The sequence below is a fragment of the Variovorax sp. UMC13 genome, assembly GCF_014170375.1.
Taxonomy (GTDB): Bacteria; Pseudomonadota; Gammaproteobacteria; order Burkholderiales; family Burkholderiaceae_C; genus Variovorax.
Window position 1 is genome coordinate 165,362 of the sequence record NZ_LZZW01000036.1, and the last position, 18,988, is coordinate 184,349.

Consider the following 18,988-nt stretch of genomic DNA (forward strand, 5'->3'; position numbering starts at 1 on the left):
CCTTCGTCAGTCCTGGGCCTCGCGCGTCTGTGCCGCATCGGTGCCTTCGCCGCTGCCGGGTTCGCCGTCACCCGGGAAGCCCTTGGCCTTGTGCTGCTCGCGGCCCATGCGGCTGCCCTCCAGCGGGTCGTCCTGGCCGATCGCGCGGTTCTGCGCGATGTTGCGACCCGAGGCCGCGCCGCGGTCGCCCAGGCGTGCTTCGTGCAGCTCGCCGGTGGCGGCCGATGCGGCCTCGTTGGCCGGGGGAGTGGTGTTTGAAGTCATGGGTCTTCTCCTTGGCAGCGGATGCTGCGGATGAACGCCCCCATTGAGCGGATGGCTGAGCCGCGCGCGGGCCGGCCGAGGTTGCAGGCGCACGTAGGCGCAGGCGCAGACCGCGCGGCGTTTCAACCGCCAGCCGCAAAGCGCGCGAGTGCGATCAGCCCGAGCACGAGCAGCAGCACCAGGGTCAGCGCGATGGCGATCATCGGCACGGCGCCGGCCCGGTCGACGCGCGCGTCGGCGGCCGCGCGCCGCCCGCCCAGGCCGATCAGGCCCCAGAGCACTGCGCGGAGATAGCGAAGGAAGTTGGACATGGGGCCTCGTCGAAACGCATGAGCACGATGTTTGAACTGTGCGCCTCGGGAGCGGGCGAAAACAGCATCAGTTCGCGCCGGAACGGGCGTAGCAGTCAGGCAGCGCGTGGGTTGCGGCGGGTGCGCGCGACGGGTTCCGGCGCCTGCACCGCGCTGCCCAGCCTGGCCACCGAGACCACGAAGTCCAGGAAGGCGCGCGTCTTGGCCGGCACGTGGCTGCGCGACGGGTACAGCGCGTAGAGCGGAAAGCGCTCGTCGGCCCAGTCCGGCAGCACATTGACCAGCCGGCCCTCGGCCAGCAGTGTCTCCGCCCCGAGTTCCATCACCTGCGCGATGCCGTAGCCGGCCAGGCAGGCGCCGTGCATCGTGCCCACGTCGTTGACCAGCAGCGCGCCGTCGATGGGCAGCTCGAGCCGCTTGCGCCCGCGATGGAACTCCCAGGGAAAGCGCTTGCCGGTCTCGGGGTCGAGGAATTGGATGCAGGTGTGCTGCGGGCTGTCGAGATCGGCCGGCGCCGCAGGCCGGCCCTGGCGCTTGATGTAGGCCGGCGAGGCCACGGTCAGGATGCGCGTGTCGAGCAGCTTGCGCGCCGCCAGGCTGGAGTTGCGCGGTTCGCCGAAACGGATCGCGAGATCGAAGCCCTCGGCGATCATGTCGCCCATCGCCTCGCGCGTGATCAGCTCCAGCCGTAGCTCGGGGTGCTGGCGCATGAAGCTGCCCAGCCGCGGACCAGGATCAGGCGCGAGAAGAAGGGATGCACGTTGACCCGCAGCCGGCCGCGCACCGCGGCCTGCCCTTGCGCCGCTTCGCTGGCCGCATCCTCCAGGCCGGCCAGCAGCGGCGCGATCTGTTCGTGGAAGCGCCGCCCTTCGTCGGTCAGCGCCACTGAACGCGTGGTGCGGTCGAACAAGCGAACGCCCAGGCGCCCTTCGAGTCGCACGATGGCGCGGCTCACGCCGGAGGGTGTCATGTCCAGCGCATCGGCGGCCCTCACAAAGCTGCCGTTGCGCACCACCGCGGCCAGCACGCCCATGCCGTTGAGCGTGCGTTCGTCAAAGGCCATGATCAGCCTCTTGCATTGATGACATGAGGTCAATTTTAAAGTGACATTCATGCCATCGACAGCCTGCATGCCGGCGCCCAGAATTCCGCTCATTCGTCATTCAAAGAGAAGGAATTCGAGATGCATGCCATCACAGGAATCACCGGACAAGTGGGCGGCGTGGTCGCGCGCCGCCTGCTGGCCGAAGGGCAGGACGTGCGCGCCGTGGTGCGCGATCCCGCGAAGGCCCAGGCCTGGGCGCAGCAAGGTTGCGAAGTGGCGACTGCGGACGCGGGCGATGCGCAGGCGTTGACGCAGGCCTTTGCAGGCACCGAGGCGGTGTTCGTGCTGCTGCCGCCCAACTTCGACCCCTCGCCGGACCTGGCCGAGTCGCGTGCCATCGTGACCGCGCTGCATGCGGCGCTGGCGGCTGCACGTCCTGCGCGCGTGGTGTGCCTGTCCACCGTCGGAGCGCACCAGCCTCGCGCCAACCTGCTGAGCCAGCTCTCGCACATGGAACAGGTGCTGGGCGAGCTCCCGATGCCGACCGCCTTCGTGCGTGCGGCCTGGTTCATGGAGAACGCGCAATGGGACGTGGCCTCGGCGCGTGACCAGGGCGTGGTCCCCAGCTTCCTGCAGCCACTGGAGCGGGCGATTCCGATGGTGGCCACGGCCGACGTGGGCCGCATGTGCGCCGAACTGATGGCCACGGCGTGGAGCGGCCGTCGCGTCATCGAACTCGCCGGTCCGCAGCTTGTGTCGCCGCACGCCATCGCCGATGCCTTCGCCCGCTTGCTGGGCCATGCGGTGCAGGCACAGCCGGTGCCGCGCGACAGCTGGGAGACGCTGTTCCGTGCGCAGGGCATGCATCATCCGCTGCCGCGCATGCAGATGCTCGACGGCTTCAACGAAGGCTGGATCGCGTTCGAAGAAACAGGCACGGAGCGCCGCACCGGCGAGACCGGCCTGGACACCGTGCTGCACGGCCTGATCGAACGCAGCGCCGTCTGATCGGTTCTTCAAGAAAAGGAAAGACGCATGTCACGCATCCTCATCACCGGCTCCACCGACGGCCTGGGCCTGATGGCGGCCCGCCTGCTGGTCGAACAGGGCCACCAAGTCCTCCTGCATGCACGCAACGCCGCGCGGGCCGACGACGCACGGCGTGCGCTGCCGCAGGCCGAGGCCGTGCTGGTGGGCGACCTGTCGACGCTGGCGCAGATGCGCGCGGTCGCCGAGCAGGCCAACCGCCTGCCGGTGGCCGACGCGGTGATCCACAACGCCGCCCTGGGCTACCGCGAAAGCCAGCGACGCCTCACGAGCGATGGCCTGCCCGAGCTGTTCGCGGTCAACACGCTCGCGCCCTATGTGCTGACCAGCCTGATCGCGCGTCCGAAGCACCTGGTCTACCTGAGCTCACTGCTGCATCGCCAGGCAGCGGGCACCCTCGACGATGCGCTCTGGGAGCGGCGCGAATGGGATGGTGCGCAGGCCTATGCCGAGACCAAGTTCCACGACGTGCTGCTGGCCTTCGCGGTCGCGCGCCGCTGGCCCGAGGTGCAGGCCAATGCGCTCGAGCCCGGCTGGGTCGCCACGCGCATGGGCGGCCCGGGCGCCACCGACGATCTCGATCAGGCGCATCGCACGCAGGCCTGGCTCGCGGCAGGTGTCGATCCTGCGACGCGGGTGACGGGGCGCTACTTCTATCACGCACAACAGAAGGAAGCGCTGGCGGCCGCGCACGACGTGCCGTTGCAGGATGCGCTGCTGGCGCTGTGCGCGCGCCTGTCGGGCGTGGCCTTTCCGCGCTGACGCGAGGCGCCCGCTCAGGCCCGGTGGCTGGACAGCACGAGCTTCAATCCCAGCAACACCATGACGCCGCCAGCCATGCGGTCGATCGCGGCCTTGAAGCGCAGGTAGGCGCGGCGCGGCCGTTCGGACGACAGCGCCAGGGCCACGGTCGCGTACCAGCCCGCCTCGATCGCGAACACCACGGCCACGAGCGCGATGTCGAAGCCCCACGACGGCGCGGCCGGCAGGAAGGCCGCGAAGACGCTGGCGTAGACGATGGCGGTCTTGGGGTTGCTCACCTGCGTGACGAAGCCCAGTGCGAGCGACTTCGACCACGGGGCGCTGTTGCCGGTCGCCTCGCCCGGCACCACGAGCGGCTGCTTGGCAGAGGACCAGATCCGCACGCCCAGGTAGGCCAGATAGACGCCGCCCGCGATCTTGAGCACCAGGTACAGCGAAGGCACCGCCAGCAGCACGGCCTGCAGCCCCAGCAACGCCGCCAGCGCGAAGACCACGCCGCCGGCGCCCATGCCCAGCGCGGCCGCGAGGCCGTTGGCGCGCGAGGTCGAGACGGCCGTGCGCGCGACCATCACGAAGCTGGGGCCGGGGCTGATCACACCGACCGTGAGGGCGGCGAGCACGCCGGCGAGGGCGGAGAGTTCCTGCATGGGAGAGGCTTTCGAAGAGGTGGACGAAATCTGCGTCGGGACGCGGGAAAGCCGGATCGATCGTGTTCGTCAGCGAAAATGGACGCCAGCCCCTCACGTTCCTGCTCGATCCGAATACTAGACTCCCGTGGCGTCCCATGACTTCCAGGGCTTCATCCTCACCCGTCACTGGCGGGATGCGCCCGAGGGAACCCAGATCGACTATTGGCTCGCCACGGACGCCGGGCCGCGCAAGGTCGTCCTGACGTCGCGGACCTCGGTCGCCTTCGTCCAGGCCCGCCACCGGTCCGCCGTCGAAGCCCTGCTGCCGTCCCTGCCGGGGCTGGAACTGCGCGAACTCGCACTGAAGACCTTCGGCCAGGAGCCGGTGCTCGGTGTCTACGCACGGCAGTTCCGCCAACTCGGCAAGCTGGCCCGGGCGCTCCAGGCGCAGCAGATCCCGCTCCATGAAGCCGACGTCCGGCCGCATGACCGCCACCTGATGGAGCGCTTCATCTTTGCCGGCGTGCGGGTCGAGGGCGGGCGGCAGGACGGTTCCACCCTCTTCAACGGCCGTCTCCGGCCCGCGCCCGACTACCGGCCGACGGTGAAGGTGGTGTCGCTGGACATCGAGACCAGCGCCACGGAGGCGCTGTACTCCATCGCGCTCGACGGCGCGGGCGACCGCATCGTCTTCATGCTCGGCGAGGCGCCGGCGCATGCGGCGGCACCGCCGGACTTCCGCCTCGTCTATTGCGCCAACCGCGGAGAAATGATCGAGCGATTGAATGCCTGGTTCGTGGACCACGACCCGGATGTGCTCGTCGGCTGGAACGTGGTGCAGTTCGACCTGCGCGTGCTGCAGAAGACCGCCGACGCCTGCGGCGTGCCGCTGCTCATGGGCCGTGAGCGCCTGCCCATCGCGTGGCGCACCCACCCGGGCCGGCAGGGCTACCTGTTCGCCCCCATGCCCGGGCGCGTGGTCATCGACGGCATCGACGCGCTGAAGGCCGCGATGTGGAGCTTTCCGTCCTTCAGCCTGGAGACCGTCTCCCAGGTGCTGCTGGGCGAAGGCAAGGAGATCGGCGACGCCTACGACAAGATGGCCGAGATCGAGCGGCGCTACCAGGAGGACAAGCCCGCGCTCGCCAGCTACAACATCCGCGACTGCCAGCTGGTGCTGCGCATCTTCGACAAGGCCAGGCTGCTGCGCTTCGTGCTCGAGCGCGCGCAGACGACGGGCCTGCAGGCGGACCATTTCGGCGGCTCGATCGCGGCCTTCAGCCACCACTACCTGCCGCGCATGCACCGGCTGGGCTACGTGGCGCCCAACGTGGGCGACATCGAGGCCAAGGCCTACCCCGGCGGCTACGTCATGGACTCCAGGCCGGGCTTCTACGACTCGGTCGTGGTGCTGGACTACAAGAGCCTCTACCCCTCCATCATCCGCACCTTCCTGGTCGACCCCGTGGGCCTGGTCGAGGGCGCGACGCTCGACGACCCCACAGCGATCGTGCAGGGCCCGGAGGGCACCGCCTTCTCGCGCACCCGGCACTGCCTGCCGGACATCGTGACGACGCTGTCGCGCGCCCGCGACGAGGCCAAGCGGGCCGCGAACGAGCCGCTGTCGCAGGCTCTGAAGCTGCTCATGAACTCCTTTGCCGGCGTGCTGGGTGCCTCCGAGTGCCGCTTCTTCAATCCGAAGCTGGTCTCCGCCGTGACGCTGCGCGGCCACGAGATGATGAAGCTGACCCGCGACTTCGTGGAGCAGCGCGGCTACGAGGCCATCTACGGCGACACGGACTCCATCTTCATCTGGCTCAAGCGCGCGCACACCAACGAGGAGGCACACGCCGTCGCGGCCGCCCTGGTCCAGGACATCAACGCCTGGTGGACCCACAGGCTGCGCGAGGAACAAGGGTTGGAGAACCACCTCGAGATCGAGTTCGACACGCACTACGCCAAGTTCTTCATGCCCACGATCCGGGGTTCGGACGTGGGCAGCAAGAAGCGCTATGCCGGCCTGAGCGTCGATGCCCAGCATCGCGAAGAGATGGTCTACCGCGGGCTCGAGATGGCCCGCACCGACTGGACGCCCCTGGCCCGGCAATTCCAGGAGGGCCTGCTGTCGCGCATCTTCCATGGCGAGCCCTACCGGGCCTTCGTGGCCGACTACGCGCGGTCGATGCTGGACGGGCGCATGGACGCGCTGCTCGTCTATCGAAAGCGCCTGCGCCACCGGCTCGACGCCTACCAGGTCAACGTGCCGCCCCAGGTGCGCGCGGCGCGCATCGCCGACGCGCACAACGCGCGGGTCAACCGGCCCCAGCAGTACCAGAATGGCGGCTGGATCCAATACGTGATGACGCAAGCCGGCCCCGAGCCGCTGGAGGCGCACCGATCACGCATCGACTACGGGCACTACATGGCCAAGCAGCTCCAGCCCATTGCGGATGCGATTCTTCATCCGCTGGGGGACAGCTTTGGGGCGCTGACCACGGCGCAGCGCGGGCTGTTCTAGCAGCGCATCGAATCGCCTTGGAGCGATTCGACCGCGGCCATCGCCGCGCCTACACGTCGATATTCGACGCCCGCAACGCGTTCTGCTCGATGAACTCCCGCCGCGGCTCCACTTCGTCGCCCATCAGCATGGTGAACACGCGGTCGGCTTCGATCGCGTCGTCGATCTGCACGCGCAGCAGGCGACGCACGGTCGGGTCCATGGTGGTTTCCCACAGCTGCTCGGGGTTCATCTCGCCCAGGCCCTTGTAGCGCTGGCGCGAGGTGGTGCGTTCGGCTTCGCCGATCAGCCACTTCATCGCGACGCGGAAGTCGGCCACCTTCTCTTCCTTGGCGCGCTCGCCTTCGCCGCGCTTGACCACCGCGCCTTCGCTCAGCAGGTCGCGGAAGGTGTTGGCGGCCGTGGCCAGGGCCGCGTAGTCGGCGCCGTGCACGAAGTCCTGCGTGATCACGCTGCTCTTGATGTTGCCGTGGTGGCGGCGGCTGATGCGCAGCACCGGCTTGTCGGTGCGCACGTCGAACTCGCTCGCGACTTCGGCGGGTGCGCCGCTGTCGTTGAGTTCGCGCAGCTTGGCCTGCAGCAGCACGGCCGAGGCTTCGGCCGATGCGGGCGTGTCGAGATCGAGCGATACGCCGTCGGCGATCGCGCGCAGCGCGGCCGCGTCCATGAACACGCCCAGGCGGGCGATCACGGCCTGCGCCAGCTGGTGCTTGCGCGCCAGCTCGGCCAGCGTGTCGCCGGTCAGCGTGGTGGAGTTGGCGCCGCCGGTCTCGATGCTGGCGTCCTTCAGGGCGACCTTGAGCAGGAAGGCGTCGAGGGCCGGGCCGTCCTTGAGGTACTGCTCTTCCTTGCCGACCTTGACCTTGTACAGCGGCGGCTGCGCGATGTAGATGTGGCCGCGCTCGACCAGCTCCGGCATCTGCCGGTAGAAGAAGGTGAGCAGCAGCGTGCGGATGTGGGCGCCGTCGACGTCGGCGTCGGTCATGATGATGATGCGGTGGTAGCGCAGCTTGGCGACGTTGAAGTCGTCGGCGCCGCCGCCCGCGGTGGTCGCGCCGGCACGGCCGATGCCGGTGCCCAGGGCGGTGATCATCACCAGGATTTCGTTGCTGGTCAGCAGCTTCTCGTAGCGTGCCTTCTCGACGTTCAGGATCTTGCCGCGCAGCGGCAGGATGGCCTGGAACTTCCGGTCGCGGCCCTGCTTGGCGGAGCCGCCGGCGGAGTCGCCCTCCACCAGGTAGACCTCGCACAGCGCCGGGTCCTTCTCCTGGCAGTCGGCCAGCTTGCCCGGCAGGCCCATGCCGTCGAGCACGCCCTTGCGGCGCGTCATCTCGCGCGCCTTGCGCGCGGCTTCGCGGGCACGGGCGGCCTCGATGATCTTGCCGCAGATGGTCTTGGCGTCGTTCGGGCGTTCCTGCAGGTAGTCGGTCAGCAGGCGGCCGACGATGTCTTCCACCGGCGCGCGCACTTCGCTTGACACCAGCTTGTCCTTGGTCTGGCTCGAGAACTTGGGCTCGGGCACCTTCACGCTCAGCACGCAGCACAGGCCTTCGCGCATGTCGTCGCCGGTGACCTCGACCTTGGCCTTCTTGGCCAGTTCGTTCTCTTCGATGTACTTGTTGATGACGCGGGTCATCGCGGCGCGCAGGCCGGTCAGGTGGGTGCCGCCGTCACGCTGCGGGATGTTGTTGGTGAAGCACAGCACCTGCTCGCTGTAGGCGCTGTTCCACTGCATCGCGACCTCGACGCCGATGTGCGTGCCGGGGATGCCACCGTAGGTCTCGGCCGGCTTCTCGCCCATCGCGTAGAACACGTTGGGGTGCAGGACGGTCTTGCCCTTGTTGATGAACTCGACGAAACCCTTGACCCCGCCGGCGCCCGAGAAGTCGTCTTCCTTGCCGGTGCGTTCGTCCTTCAGCCGGATGCGCACGCCGTTGTTCAGGAAGCTCAGCTCGCGCAGGCGCTTGCTCAGGATCTCGTAGTGGAAATCGTTGTTCTCCTTGAAGATTTCCGTGTCGGGCAGGAAGTGGACTTCGGTGCCGCGCTTGTCGGTCTCGCCGACGATCTTCATGGGCGAGACCTCGAAGCCGTTCACGGTCTCGAGCAGGCGGTTCTGCACGAAGCCGCGGCTGAACTCGAGCTCGTGGATCTTGCCTTCGCGGCGCACGATCAGGCGCAGCGTGACGCTCAGCGCGTTCACGCAAGAGACGCCCACGCCGTGCAGGCCGCCCGAGACCTTGTAGCTGTTCTGGTTGAACTTGCCGCCGGCGTGCAGCTCGGTCAGCGCGATCTCGGCGGCCGAGCGCTTGGGCTCGTGCTTGTCGTCCATCTTCACGCCGGTCGGGATGCCGCGGCCGTTGTCGGTGACGGAGATCGAGTTGTCGCTGTGGATGGTCACGACGATGTCGTCGCAATGGCCGGCCAGCGCCTCGTCGATCGAGTTGTCCACCACTTCGAACACCAGGTGGTGCAGGCCGGTGCCGTCGGAGGTGTCGCCGATGTACATGCCGGGGCGCTTGCGCACCGCTTCCAGCCCTTCGAGGATCGTGATCGAGCCCTCGCCATACGAGGTGTCGGCGGGCGTGACTTCAATCGGAATCGCGCTCTCGATTTCCGGGGTGTAGACCGGTTCGGTGTGCGGAACTTCCGGCTTGTTTTCTTCGCTCATAGGACTCTTTCAAACTCTCTCATAACGGATGGGCGGCGGTTCCGCTCTCATTCCAGGAACACCGCGGAACCGGCTCCGCCGGGCCGCCGGTGTTGCCCCCTCGAGGGGGAAGGCGCACGCGACACGCAGTGCGCGCAGCCTTCGGGGGTGGGCTAGATCCTCATCGGCATCACGACGTACTTGAAGGATGCGTTCTCGGGGATGGTCAGCAGCGCCGAGCTGTTGGAGTCGGCCAGGTCCAGCTTGACCATGTCCTGGCTCATGTTCGCCAGCGCGTCGATCAGGTAGGTCACGTTGAAGCCGATCTCGATGGCGTCGCCGCCGTAGTCGATGTCGAGCTCGTCCTGTGCCTCTTCCTGTTCGGCATTGCTCGAGGCGATGCGCAGCGTGCCGGGCTCGAGGTTGAGCCGCACGCCCTTGAACTTGTCAGAGGTCAGGATGGCGGTGCGCTGCAGGCTGGCCAGCAGCGTGGCGCGGCCCAGCGTGACGCTGTTCTTGTGGGCCTTGGGGATCACGCGGTTGTAGTCGGGGAACTTGCCCTCGACCAGCTTGGTGACGAACTCCATGCCGCCGAAGCTGAACTTGGCCTGGTTGTTGGCGAACTGCATGTCGATCGCGCCTTCGGCGTCGGACAGCAGGCGCTGCATCTCGATCACGGTCTTGCGCGGCAGGATCACTTCCTGGCGCGGCACCTCGACCTCGAGCATCGCCGAGGCGAAGGCCAGGCGGTGGCCGTCGGTCGCGACCAGGCTCAGCTGCTTGCCTTCGGCCACGAACAGGATGCCGTTGAGGTAGTAGCGGATGTCGTGCACCGCCATCGCGAAGGACACCTGGCCCAGCAGGTCCTTGAGCGTCTTCTGCGGCACGCTGAAGACCGGGCCGAAGTTGGCCGCTTCCTGCACCAGCGGGAAGTCCTCGGCCGGCAGCGACTGCAGCGTGAAGCGGCTCTTGCCGCCCTTGAGTACCAGCTTGCTGGCGCTCGACTCCAGGCTCACGGTCTGGTCGGTGGGCATGGTGCGCAGGATGTCGATCAGCTTGCGCGCGCCGATGGTGGTGGTGAAGTTGCCTTCGTCGCCGCCGAGCTCGGCCGAGGTGCGGATCTGGATCTCCAGGTCGCTGGTGGTGAGCTGCAGCTGGCCGCCGGTCTTGCGGATCAGCACGTTGGCCAGGATCGGCAGCGTGTGACGCCGCTCCACGATGCCCGCCACCGACTGCAGTGCGGCGAGGACTTTGTCTTGTGTTGCCTTCAGGACGATCATGTCGATTACCTCTTCCTCGTTTGTTCGTTCGTTCGAATCGTTGGTGTGCGGTGGCGAGCGTGGCGGGAGCCCGCGCTCAGCCCTTGAGGGTCTGCTCGAGCACGTGGAGCTGCTGGTTGAGCTCGGTGAGCTGCTGGCGCTCGCCCGAGATCTTGCGCACCGCATGCAACACCGTGGTGTGGTCGCGTCCGCCGAACAGCTCGCCGATCTCCGGCAGGCTCTTCTGCGTCAGCTCCTTGGCCAGGTACATCGCGATCTGCCGCGGCCGCGCGATGCTGGCCGGGCGCTTCTTGCTGTACATGTCGGCGACCTTGATCTTGTAGTAGTCGGCCACCGTCTTCTGGATGTTTTCCACAGAGATCTGCCGATTCTGGATCGACAGCAGATCGCGCAGCGCCTCGCGCGCCAGGGCGATCGAGATCTCCTTCTGGTTGAAGCGCGAGTACGCCAGGATCTTGCGCAGCGCGCCTTCGAGTTCGCGCACGTTCGAGCGCACGTTCTTGGCGACGAAGAAGGCCACCTCTTCGGGCATCTCGGCCGATTCGGCGCGCGCCTTGTTGATCAGGATGGCCACGCGCATCTCGAGCTCGGGCGGCTCGATCGCCACCGTCAGGCCCGAGTCGAAGCGCGACACCAGCCGCTCGTGGATGTCGGCCAGGCCCTTGGGATAGGTGTCGCTGGTCATCACGATGTGCGACTTCTTGGCCAGCAGCGCCTCGAACGCGTTGAAGAACTCTTCCTGCGTGCGGTCCTTGTTGGCGAAGAACTGCACGTCGTCGATCAGCAGCAGGTCGAGCGAGTGGTAGCGTTCCTTGAATTCGTCGAAGGTCTTGCGCTGGTAGGCCTTGACCACATCCGAGACGAACTGCTCGGCGTGGATGTAGAGAACCTTGGAGTCCGGCTTGTCGGCCAGCAGCCGGTTGCCCACGGCGTGCATCAAGTGGGTCTTGCCCAGGCCGACGCCGCCGTAGATGAACAACGGGTTGTACAGATGGCCGGGCATGCCCGAGACGTGCATCGCCGCGGCGCGCGCCATGCGGTTGGCCGTGCCTTCCACCAGCGTGTCGAAAGTGAGGCCGGAATTGAGCCGGTTCTTGAACGCGGCCAGGGCCGGGTCCTCGCCCAGGCCGGCCACTTCGCGCGGCACGTCGGTCTCGACCAGGGCGGCCATCGGCGACTGGCGCACGGGCGCTTCACGCGCAGCGAGCGCCAACTCCACGGACACGGGCTGGCCGTAGATCTTCTCGGCCATGGCGGCGATCTTGCCGGCGTACTGGGCCCGGATCCAGTCGAGCTTGAAGCGGTTGGCGACGAAGACCGTCATGCGCGACAGGTCGTCCGTGACCTGCGCCGTCAGCGGTTTGATCCAGGTGTTGAACTGTTGCTCCGACAGCTCCTGCGCGAGTTGGTCGACGCAGGCCTGCCAGAGGCTGTCACCCGCGCCGTCGTTCGGCATGGGCGGGTTGAAATGGGGGGTGTCCCTCGATCATTTTCTGGTTGTGGTGTTGTGGATAGATGCTTCTCGGAAGCGCCGGGCATTCTAACTTGTCAAAGCCTTATCCACACCGTTGCACACGCCCCCGCAAGCACCCACCGAAACCCCTGGTTTGGTGGTTCGTCAAATGTTTGCGATAATCTTCGGTTCCCCTGAAAGCCTCTTTTGTGTGTTTCGGGGCGATCCCGAAAAACCCGAATCGAGGGCATCGCCGCATGGCGTCCCAGACATTCCACCCGTCGCACCCAGGGGCACGCCCCGGGCGCCAGGAAACCTCATCATGAAACGCACTTACCAAGCTTCCAAAGTCCGCCGCGCCCGTACCCACGGCTTCCTGGTCCGCATGAAGACCCGCGGCGGCCGCGCCGTCATCAACGCACGCCGCGCCAAGGGCCGCAAGCGCCTGGCCGTCTAAGGCCCGAGCAAGACGGCACTCGGCTCGACGTGCCGCTCGCGCCCGCCGCTCCCGTTGGCCCGACGCCGTCGTCTTCTTCCATGCAACGGCTGAAGACGCGCGCGCAGTTCCAGGCCGTCCTCGCCGGAGCCACCGTGGCGCGCACCACCCATTTCGCCCTGCACCGCTGCGCGCTCGACGCGCCGGCGGGTGCGGCCGCGCCGCTGTTCGGCGTGGCGCCGGACGTCTGGGTGGGAGCCATGGTGCCCAAGCGCTGGGCGCGCCGCGCGGTCACGCGCAATGCCATCAAGCGGCAGATCTACACCGTGAGCGCCCTGGCCGAGGCCTCGTTTCCGCATGCCGCGCATGTGGTGCGCTTGCGCGCCGGTTTCGATCGCAAGCAATTCGTGAGCGCCACTTCGGACAAGCTCAAGGCCGCCGTGCGCGCCGAACTCGAACAACTGCTTCAGCGGGCCCGCGCGGCACGGACATGATCCGGCGCCTGCTCATCGGCCTGGTCAAGGCCTACCGCCTGCTGTTGAGCCCCTGGCTCGGCCAGTCCTGCCGTTTCGAGCCCACCTGTTCGCGTTATGCCATCGAGGCGCTCGAAGTTCACGGCGCCGCCACCGGCAGCTACCTGACCCTGCGCCGTCTCGCGCGCTGCCAGCCCTGGTGCCAGGGCGGCCACGATCCGGTGCCTCCTTCGAAGGCCCAGCGTCCCGGTTCCGGGACGCTGTTCTCCTTTCTCTCCTCCGACAAGAAGTCTTCTTCATGAACGATATTCGCCGCACCATCCTGCTGGTGATCTTTGGTTTCTCGCTGGTGATGCTGTGGGACCAATGGCAGGTCCACAACGGCCAGAAGCCGACCTTCCTGCCAGGCAAGCCGGTGGCCACCGCACCGGCCGCGGCCCCTGCGCCGGGCAGCACGGCCTTGCCGGGTGCGGCCGGCGTGCCGGGCGGCACGGCCACCGTGCCGACGCAGGCCGAGACCGCGGTCGGTGAAAAGGTGACGGTGTCCACCGACCTGTTCACCGCCGTCTTTGACGGCCAGGGCGGCACCCTGTCGAACCTGCAGCTGCGCAAGTACGACGACCAGACCAACCACAACGGCCTGGTCGACACCGTCAAGCGCCTGATCGGCCAGCCGGTGCCGCCGAACGAGGTCAAGAACGTCACGCTGATGGAAGACGGCTCGCCCGCGACGCGCTACGTCGCGCAGACCGGCCTGCTCAACCCCGTCGACAGCGGCGCGCGCTTCCCGAACCACCTGAGCCTGATGACGGCCAAGGCCGGCCCGCGCGAACTGGCCGACGGCCAGAATTCGCTCGAGGTCTCCTTCGAATCGGAGCCCGCGGGCGGCCTCAAGTACGTCAAGACCTACCAGTTCCTGCGCGGCGACTACTCGATCCACGTCAAGCACCAGATCGTCAACGTGAGCGACAAGGCGCAGGACGCGCAGCTCTACCTGCAACTGGTGCGCCACGGCACGGTCGCGGGCGGCACGATGTTCGGCACCAACACCTTCACCGGCCCGGCCTTCTACACCGACGAGAAGAAATTCCACAAGGTCGCGTTCACCGACATCACGAAGAACAAGGCCGACCTGCCGCCGCCCGCCACCAACGGCTGGGTCGCGATGGTCCAGCACTACTTCGTGTCGGCCTGGCTGCTCAACGCGCCGGACAGCCTGAACCTCAAGCGCGAGTTCCGCGCCGCCGACCTGGGCAACAACCTCTACTCGGCCGCCATGGTGCTGCCGCTGGAGCCCATCGCCGCAGGCGCCACCAAGACCATCGACTCCAGCCTGTTCGCCGGCCCGGAAGAAGAGAAGAAGCTCGAGGCGCTCGCGCCCGGCCTCGAACTGGTCAAGGACTACGGCATCTTCACCATCATCTCGAAGCCGCTGTACTGGCTGCTGAACCAGCTGCACGGCCTGCTGGGCAACTGGGGCTGGTCCATCGTCGCGCTGGTGGTGCTGCTGAAGGCGGCCTTCTACTGGCTCAACGCCAAGGCCTACGCGAGCATGGCCAAGATGAAGGGCATCAACCCCAAGATCATGGAGATGCGCGCCCGCCTGAAGGACAAGCCGCAGGAGATGCAGCAGGAGATGATGCGCATCTACCGCGAGGAAAAGGTCAACCCGATGGGCGGCTGCTTCCCGATCGTGATCCAGATCCCGGTGTTCATCGCGCTCTACTGGGTGCTGCTGTCCTCGGTCGAGATGCGCCACGCGCCCTGGATCGGCTGGATCCATGACCTCTCGGCACCCGATCCGTGGTTCATCCTGCCGGTGGTCATGACCCTGACCTCGCTGTTCCAGACCTGGCTCAACCCGACGCCGCCGGACCCGATGCAGGCCAAGCTGATGTGGATCATGCCGCTCGCGTTCAGCGTGATGTTCATCTTCTTCCCGGCCGGCCTGGTGCTGTACTGGATCACGAACAACGTGCTGTCGATCGCGCAGCAGTGGTTCATCAACAAGCGGCTGGGCGTGCTGGGCAAATAAGCCCGGCGTCGACTCCCCGTTCCCCCGAGGGCCGCGCAAGCGGCCCTTCGCGTTTCCAAGTCCGATGAAAGAATAGGCCCATGCTCGCTCGCACCTCCGACCCGATCGTCGCCATCGCCACCGCGCCCGGCCGCGGGGCCGTGGGCATCGTCCGGGTGTCCGGGCGCGGCATCTCCGCGCTGGTCGAGGCGCTCTGCGCCCGGCCGCTCAAGCCGCGCGAGGCGACCTACCTGCCCTTCCGCGATGCGGCCGGCGAGGCCATCGACCACGGGCTGGCGCTGCACTTCCCCGCGCCGCATTCCTTCACCGGCGAAGACGTGCTGGAGCTGCAGGCCCATGGCGGCACGGTCGTGCTGCAGCTGCTGCTGGCGCGCTGCCTCGAGGCCGCGGCCGAAGTCGATGCGACCACCGGCCGTCCGCGGCTGCGCGGCCTGCGCGTGGCCGAGCCGGGCGAGTTCAGCCAGCGCGCCTTCCTCAACGGCAAGGTCGACCTGGCGCAGGCCGAGGCCATCGCCGACCTGATCGACGCCAGCACCGAGGCCGCGGCGCGCAGCGCCGGGCGCTCGCTGTCTGGCGCCTTCTCGCGCGAGATCCACACGCTGCGCGATGCGCTGATCCACCTGCGCATGCTCGTCGAGGCCACGCTCGACTTCCCCGAGGAAGACATCGACTTCCTGCAGAAGGCCGACGCCACCGGCCAGCTCGCCGCGCTGCAGGCGCAGCTGGTGGCGGTGCGCCAGCGGGCGCGCCAGGGCGCCTTGCTGCGCGAGGGCATCAAGGTGGTGATCGCGGGCCAGCCCAACGCGGGCAAGAGTTCGCTGCTCAATGCGCTGGCCGGCGCCGAGCTGGCCATCGTGAGCGCGATCGCCGGCACCACGCGCGACGTGGTCTCGCAGACGCTGCAGATCCACGGCGTGCCGCTGCATGTGGCCGACACCGCGGGCCTGCGCGAGAGCAGCGACGAGGTCGAGCGCATCGGCGTGGCCCGCGCCTGGGACCAGATCGAGAGCGCCGACGCGGTGCTGTTCCTGCACGACCTCACGCGCGCCGGCGCGCCCGATTACGCGCGGGCCGATGCCGACATCCTGCGCACGCTGCGCGAGAAGCTGTCGGCCAGTGTGCCGGTGCTCGATGTCTGGAACAAGCAGGATGCCGCGAGCGCGCCAGCGCCGGCCGACGGCCTCGCGCTGTCGGCCAAGACCGGCGAGGGCTTGGAGGCCCTGCGCATGCGGCTGCTCGAAGTGGCTGGCTGGCAGGCCGTGCCCGAGGGGCTCTACCTGGCGCGTGCGCGCCACGTGGACGCGCTGGGCCGCGTGGCCGTGCACCTGGACATCGCCGCGGCGCAGCTGGCGGCCCGCATGCCGGCCCTCGACCTGCTGGCCGAGGAGCTGCGGCTGGCGCAGAACGCGCTCAACGAGATCACCGGCGAGTTCGGCTCGGACGACCTGCTGGGCGTCATTTTTTCCCGGTTCTGCATAGGAAAGTAGTCAGTTTGGCTCACATGTAGTAACATTTTGGATTACATTTTGCCCACCCACTTTTCGAGCAAGGGACCTGCGCCATGGCTTCCGCGATCCAGAATCTTTGCGATGCGATCGCGCAGAACACCAGCTACGACGCCTTCACGCCGGCGCTGAATGCATCGCAGTGGGAGCTTCTGGCCGGCTACATGCAGCGCTTCGAACTCACGGCCGGCCAGACCCTGATCGACCAGGGCGCCAAGGACAGCACGGTGTTCCTGATCGAGAGCGGCGTGCTCAGCGTGCACCTCGCGGGCAGCAAGGGCCAGATGCAGCTGGCGATCCTGAGCCCCGGTTCGGTGGTGGGCGAAGGCGCCTTCTTTTCGCGCCTGCCGCGCTCCGCCAACGTGGCCGCCATCGCCGATGCCTGGGTCTGGCGTCTGACGCCGGGCCGCTTCACCGAGCTGGCGAACCGCCAACCCGCCCTGGCGCTGGAGGTGGTGCAGGCCCTGGGCAGCGTGATCGCCAAGCGCATGGTCGACCGGCTCAAGCGGATCGCCGTGACCTGAAGCGCCGGGCGCTCAGCCCTTCTGCAGCCTGTCGATCGCCACCGCCAGCGCGTCGGGCTTGCCTGACAGCACCAGCGTGTCGGCGTCGCCCAGCACCGTGTCGTCCACCGCCGGTGCGGCCACGCCGTTGCGCCGCCGGATGCCGACGATGCGCACGCCCACCGCCTGCAAGGCCACCTGCCCCACCGTCTGGCCGATGGCGCGCGCGCCGGTGCTCAGGGTGAAGCTGTTGAGCCGCGCATGGTCCAGTTCGTCGGCCTTGTCGTCGTCGGCGCCGTGGAAGTAGCCGCGCAGCAGGTTGTAGCGCGCATCGCGCTGGTCCTGCACCACGCGGATCACGCGCCGCATCGGCACGCCGACCAGCGCCAGCGCGTGGCTGGCCAGCATCAGCGAACCCTCGATGGCTTCGGGCACCACCTCGGTGGCGCCGGCGGCCTGCAGTTTCTCCAGGTCGAGGTCGTCCTGCGTGCGCACCACCACCGGCACCTGCGGCGCATGGGTGCGGGTGTTGGCCAGCACCTTGAGCGCGCCCGGCACGTCGAGGTAGGTCACGACCACCGCGCTGGCGCGCGCCAGGCCGGCCGCCATCAGCGCCTGCAGCCGCGCCGCGTCGCCGAACACCACCGAGTCGCCGGCGGCCGCGGCCTGGCGCACGCGGTCCGGGTCGAGGTCGAGCGCCATGTAGGGGATGCCCTCGCGTTCGAGGATGCGCGCCAGGTTCTGGCCGCAGCGGCCGTAGCCGCAGATGATCACGTGCTGCGCGGTGTTGATGGTCTTGCGCGCGATGCTGGTCATCTGCAGCGACTGCTGCATCCAGTCGCTGGCCACCAGCTTGCGCACGATGGTGTTGCTGTAGAGGATGATGAAGGGCGTGGCCAGCATCGACAGCACCATCGAGGCCAGCACCGGGTTGGCCAGCCAGGGCGGCAACAGGCTGCGGTCCTGGGCCAGCGCGAGCAGCACGAAGCCGAACTCGCCGGCCTGCGCCAGGTAGAGGCCGGTGCGCAGCGACACGCCGGTGGTCGCGCCCAGCCCGCGCGCCAGCAGCGTGACCAGCCCCAGCTTGAAGGCCAGCGGCAGCACCAGCAGCACCGCCACCAGCACCCAGCGCTCGACCACGATGTGCCAGTCGAGCGACATGCCGATGGTGATGAAGAACAGACCCAGCAGCACGTCGTGGAAGGGCCGGATGTCGGTCTCCACCTGGTGCTTGTATTCGGTCTCCGACACCAGCATGCCGGCGATGAAGGCGCCCAGCGCCAGGCTCAGGCCCGCGAGCTCGGTCAGCCAGGCCAGGCCCAGCGTGATCAGCAGCAGGTTGAGCATGAACAGCTCCTCGCTGCGCCGGCGCGCCACCAGCGTGAGCCACCAGCGCATCACGCGCGGCCCGCCGTAGAGCAGGATGCCGACCAGGAACACCGCCTTGGCCATGGCGATCGACAGCGCCTTGAACAGCGCCTCGGGCGGCGCGCCCAGCGCCGGGATCAGCACCAGCAGCGGCACCACCGCCAGATCCTGGAACAGCAGCACGCCCATCACGCGCTTGCCGTGCTCGCTCTCGAGCTCGAGCCGCTCGGCCATCAGCTTCACCACGATGGCGGTGCTGCTCATGGTGAGCGCGCCCGACAGCGCCAGCGCGGTCTGCCAGCCCAGCTGCCAGGCCGGCGGCAGCAGGCGCGCGAGCAGCAGCGCGGCGACGGTGGCGATGCTCATGGTGAGCACCACCTGCATCAGCCCGAGCCCGAACACATGCTTGCGCATCGCGCGCAGCTTGGGCAGGCTGAACTCGAGCCCGATCACGAACATCAGGAACACCACGCCGAACTCGCCCAGGTGCCGGATGCCCTCGTTGTTCTGCGCCAGCGCGAAGGCGTGCGGGCCGATCAGCACGCCCGCCGTCAGGTAGCCCAGCATCGGCGGCAGCTTGAGCGAACGGCAGGCCACCACCCCGATCACGGCGGCCAGCAGGTACAACAGCGTGAGATCGAGGGAGGACATCACCCGATGCTAGCAAGGGCCATGCACACGGCGCATCCGGGGCATCGCAAGGCCATGCAGG

The 18,988-nt window shown here is 68.0% G+C and carries 16 protein-coding genes and 1 pseudogene; 9 read left to right on the plus strand and 8 right to left on the minus strand.

Translation table 11 applies throughout. The annotated features are described in order from the left end of the window. Positions 1 to 6: 6 nt before the first annotated feature. The 3 genes and pseudogenes from A9977_RS30350 to A9977_RS30360 all read right to left on the minus strand — a co-directional run bounded on the left by A9977_RS30350 (position 7) and on the right by A9977_RS30360 (position 1,638). Positions 7 to 264 carry a hypothetical protein gene (locus A9977_RS30350; RefSeq protein WP_183028525.1) on the minus strand — a complete coding sequence of 86 codons (258 nt, stop codon included), beginning with the start codon at positions 262 to 264 and terminating at the stop codon, positions 7 to 9. A 122-nt stretch (positions 265 to 386) separates the two neighbouring features. Beyond that, positions 387 to 575: a DUF2970 domain-containing protein gene (locus A9977_RS30355; protein ID WP_183028526.1), complete on the minus strand. Its 189-nt coding sequence runs from the start codon at positions 573 to 575 to the stop codon at positions 387 to 389. A 95-nt stretch (positions 576 to 670) separates the two neighbouring features. Then, positions 671 to 1,638, minus strand: a pseudogene (locus A9977_RS30360) (LysR family transcriptional regulator). Between the two features lie 120 nt (positions 1,639 to 1,758). Here A9977_RS30360 and A9977_RS30365 point away from each other — a divergent pair. Together A9977_RS30365 and A9977_RS30370 are read left to right on the plus strand one after the other, a co-directional pair. Then, positions 1,759 to 2,628, plus strand: a complete 870-nt coding sequence (locus tag A9977_RS30365) for an NmrA family NAD(P)-binding protein (protein ID WP_183028527.1) — start codon at positions 1,759 to 1,761, stop codon at positions 2,626 to 2,628. Between the two features lie 27 nt (positions 2,629 to 2,655). Next, positions 2,656 to 3,429 carry an SDR family NAD(P)-dependent oxidoreductase gene (locus A9977_RS30370; protein ID WP_183028528.1) on the plus strand — a complete coding sequence of 258 codons (774 nt, stop codon included), beginning with the start codon at positions 2,656 to 2,658 and terminating at the stop codon, positions 3,427 to 3,429. A 14-nt stretch (positions 3,430 to 3,443) separates the two neighbouring features. Here the strand turns inward: A9977_RS30370 and A9977_RS30375 are convergent, their stop codons facing one another. Continuing rightward, complete coding sequence (locus tag A9977_RS30375) at positions 3,444 to 4,076, minus strand: LysE family translocator (protein ID WP_183028529.1); 633 nt, start codon at positions 4,074 to 4,076, stop codon at positions 3,444 to 3,446. Between the two features lie 127 nt (positions 4,077 to 4,203). On the opposite strand from A9977_RS30375, the gene A9977_RS30380 reads away from it, so the two are divergent. Next, complete coding sequence (locus A9977_RS30380; protein WP_183028530.1) at positions 4,204 to 6,576, plus strand: DNA polymerase II; 2,373 nt, start codon at positions 4,204 to 4,206, stop codon at positions 6,574 to 6,576. Between the two features lie 49 nt (positions 6,577 to 6,625). On the opposite strand, the gene gyrB is transcribed toward A9977_RS30380, so the two are convergent. The 3 genes from gyrB to dnaA all read right to left on the minus strand — a co-directional run bounded on the left by gyrB (position 6,626) and on the right by dnaA (position 11,959). Further along, entirely contained in the window at positions 6,626 to 9,244 is a 2,619-nt protein-coding gene (gyrB, locus tag A9977_RS30385; protein ID WP_183028531.1) for a DNA topoisomerase (ATP-hydrolyzing) subunit B, read from the minus strand. A gap of 152 nt (positions 9,245 to 9,396) precedes the next feature. Continuing rightward, positions 9,397 to 10,503, minus strand: a complete 1,107-nt coding sequence (gene dnaN, locus A9977_RS30390) for a DNA polymerase III subunit beta (RefSeq protein ID WP_183028532.1) — start codon at positions 10,501 to 10,503, stop codon at positions 9,397 to 9,399. Positions 10,504 to 10,579: 76 nt separating this feature from the next. Beyond that, entirely contained in the window at positions 10,580 to 11,959 is a 1,380-nt protein-coding gene (gene dnaA, locus A9977_RS30395; protein ID WP_183028533.1) for a chromosomal replication initiator protein DnaA, read from the minus strand. 319 nt (positions 11,960 to 12,278) lie between these two features. On the opposite strand from dnaA, the gene rpmH reads away from it, so the two are divergent. The 6 genes from rpmH to A9977_RS30425 all read left to right on the plus strand — a co-directional run bounded on the left by rpmH (position 12,279) and on the right by A9977_RS30425 (position 16,929). Beyond that, on the plus strand, positions 12,279 to 12,413 hold the full coding sequence (gene rpmH / locus A9977_RS30400; protein WP_007834827.1) for a 50S ribosomal protein L34: 135 nt from the start codon (positions 12,279 to 12,281) through the stop codon (positions 12,411 to 12,413). Between the two features lie 80 nt (positions 12,414 to 12,493). Then, positions 12,494 to 12,886, plus strand: a complete 393-nt coding sequence (locus A9977_RS30405; protein WP_183028726.1) for a ribonuclease P protein component — start codon at positions 12,494 to 12,496, stop codon at positions 12,884 to 12,886. Further along, the gene (gene yidD, locus A9977_RS30410; protein WP_183028534.1) at positions 12,883 to 13,167 is read left to right on the plus strand and encodes a membrane protein insertion efficiency factor YidD; all 285 of its coding nucleotides are present in this window, start codon (positions 12,883 to 12,885) and stop codon (positions 13,165 to 13,167) included. The genes A9977_RS30405 and yidD overlap by 4 nt, the downstream gene beginning before the upstream one ends. Then, positions 13,164 to 14,900: a membrane protein insertase YidC gene (yidC, locus tag A9977_RS30415; RefSeq protein ID WP_183028535.1), complete on the plus strand. Its 1,737-nt coding sequence runs from the start codon at positions 13,164 to 13,166 to the stop codon at positions 14,898 to 14,900. The genes yidD and yidC overlap by 4 nt, the downstream gene beginning before the upstream one ends. An 80-nt stretch (positions 14,901 to 14,980) precedes the next feature. After that, positions 14,981 to 16,387, plus strand: coding sequence for a tRNA uridine-5-carboxymethylaminomethyl(34) synthesis GTPase MnmE (mnmE, locus tag A9977_RS30420; protein WP_183028536.1), 1,407 nt, complete (start codon positions 14,981 to 14,983; stop codon positions 16,385 to 16,387). 74 nt (positions 16,388 to 16,461) lie between these two features. Further along, complete coding sequence (locus A9977_RS30425) at positions 16,462 to 16,929, plus strand: Crp/Fnr family transcriptional regulator (protein WP_183028537.1); 468 nt, start codon at positions 16,462 to 16,464, stop codon at positions 16,927 to 16,929. Positions 16,930 to 16,941: 12 nt separating this feature from the next. On the opposite strand, the gene A9977_RS30430 is transcribed toward A9977_RS30425, so the two are convergent. After that, positions 16,942 to 18,927 carry a monovalent cation:proton antiporter family protein gene (locus tag A9977_RS30430; RefSeq protein WP_183028538.1) on the minus strand — a complete coding sequence of 662 codons (1,986 nt, stop codon included), beginning with the start codon at positions 18,925 to 18,927 and terminating at the stop codon, positions 16,942 to 16,944. Positions 18,928 to 18,988 lie beyond the last annotated feature (61 nt).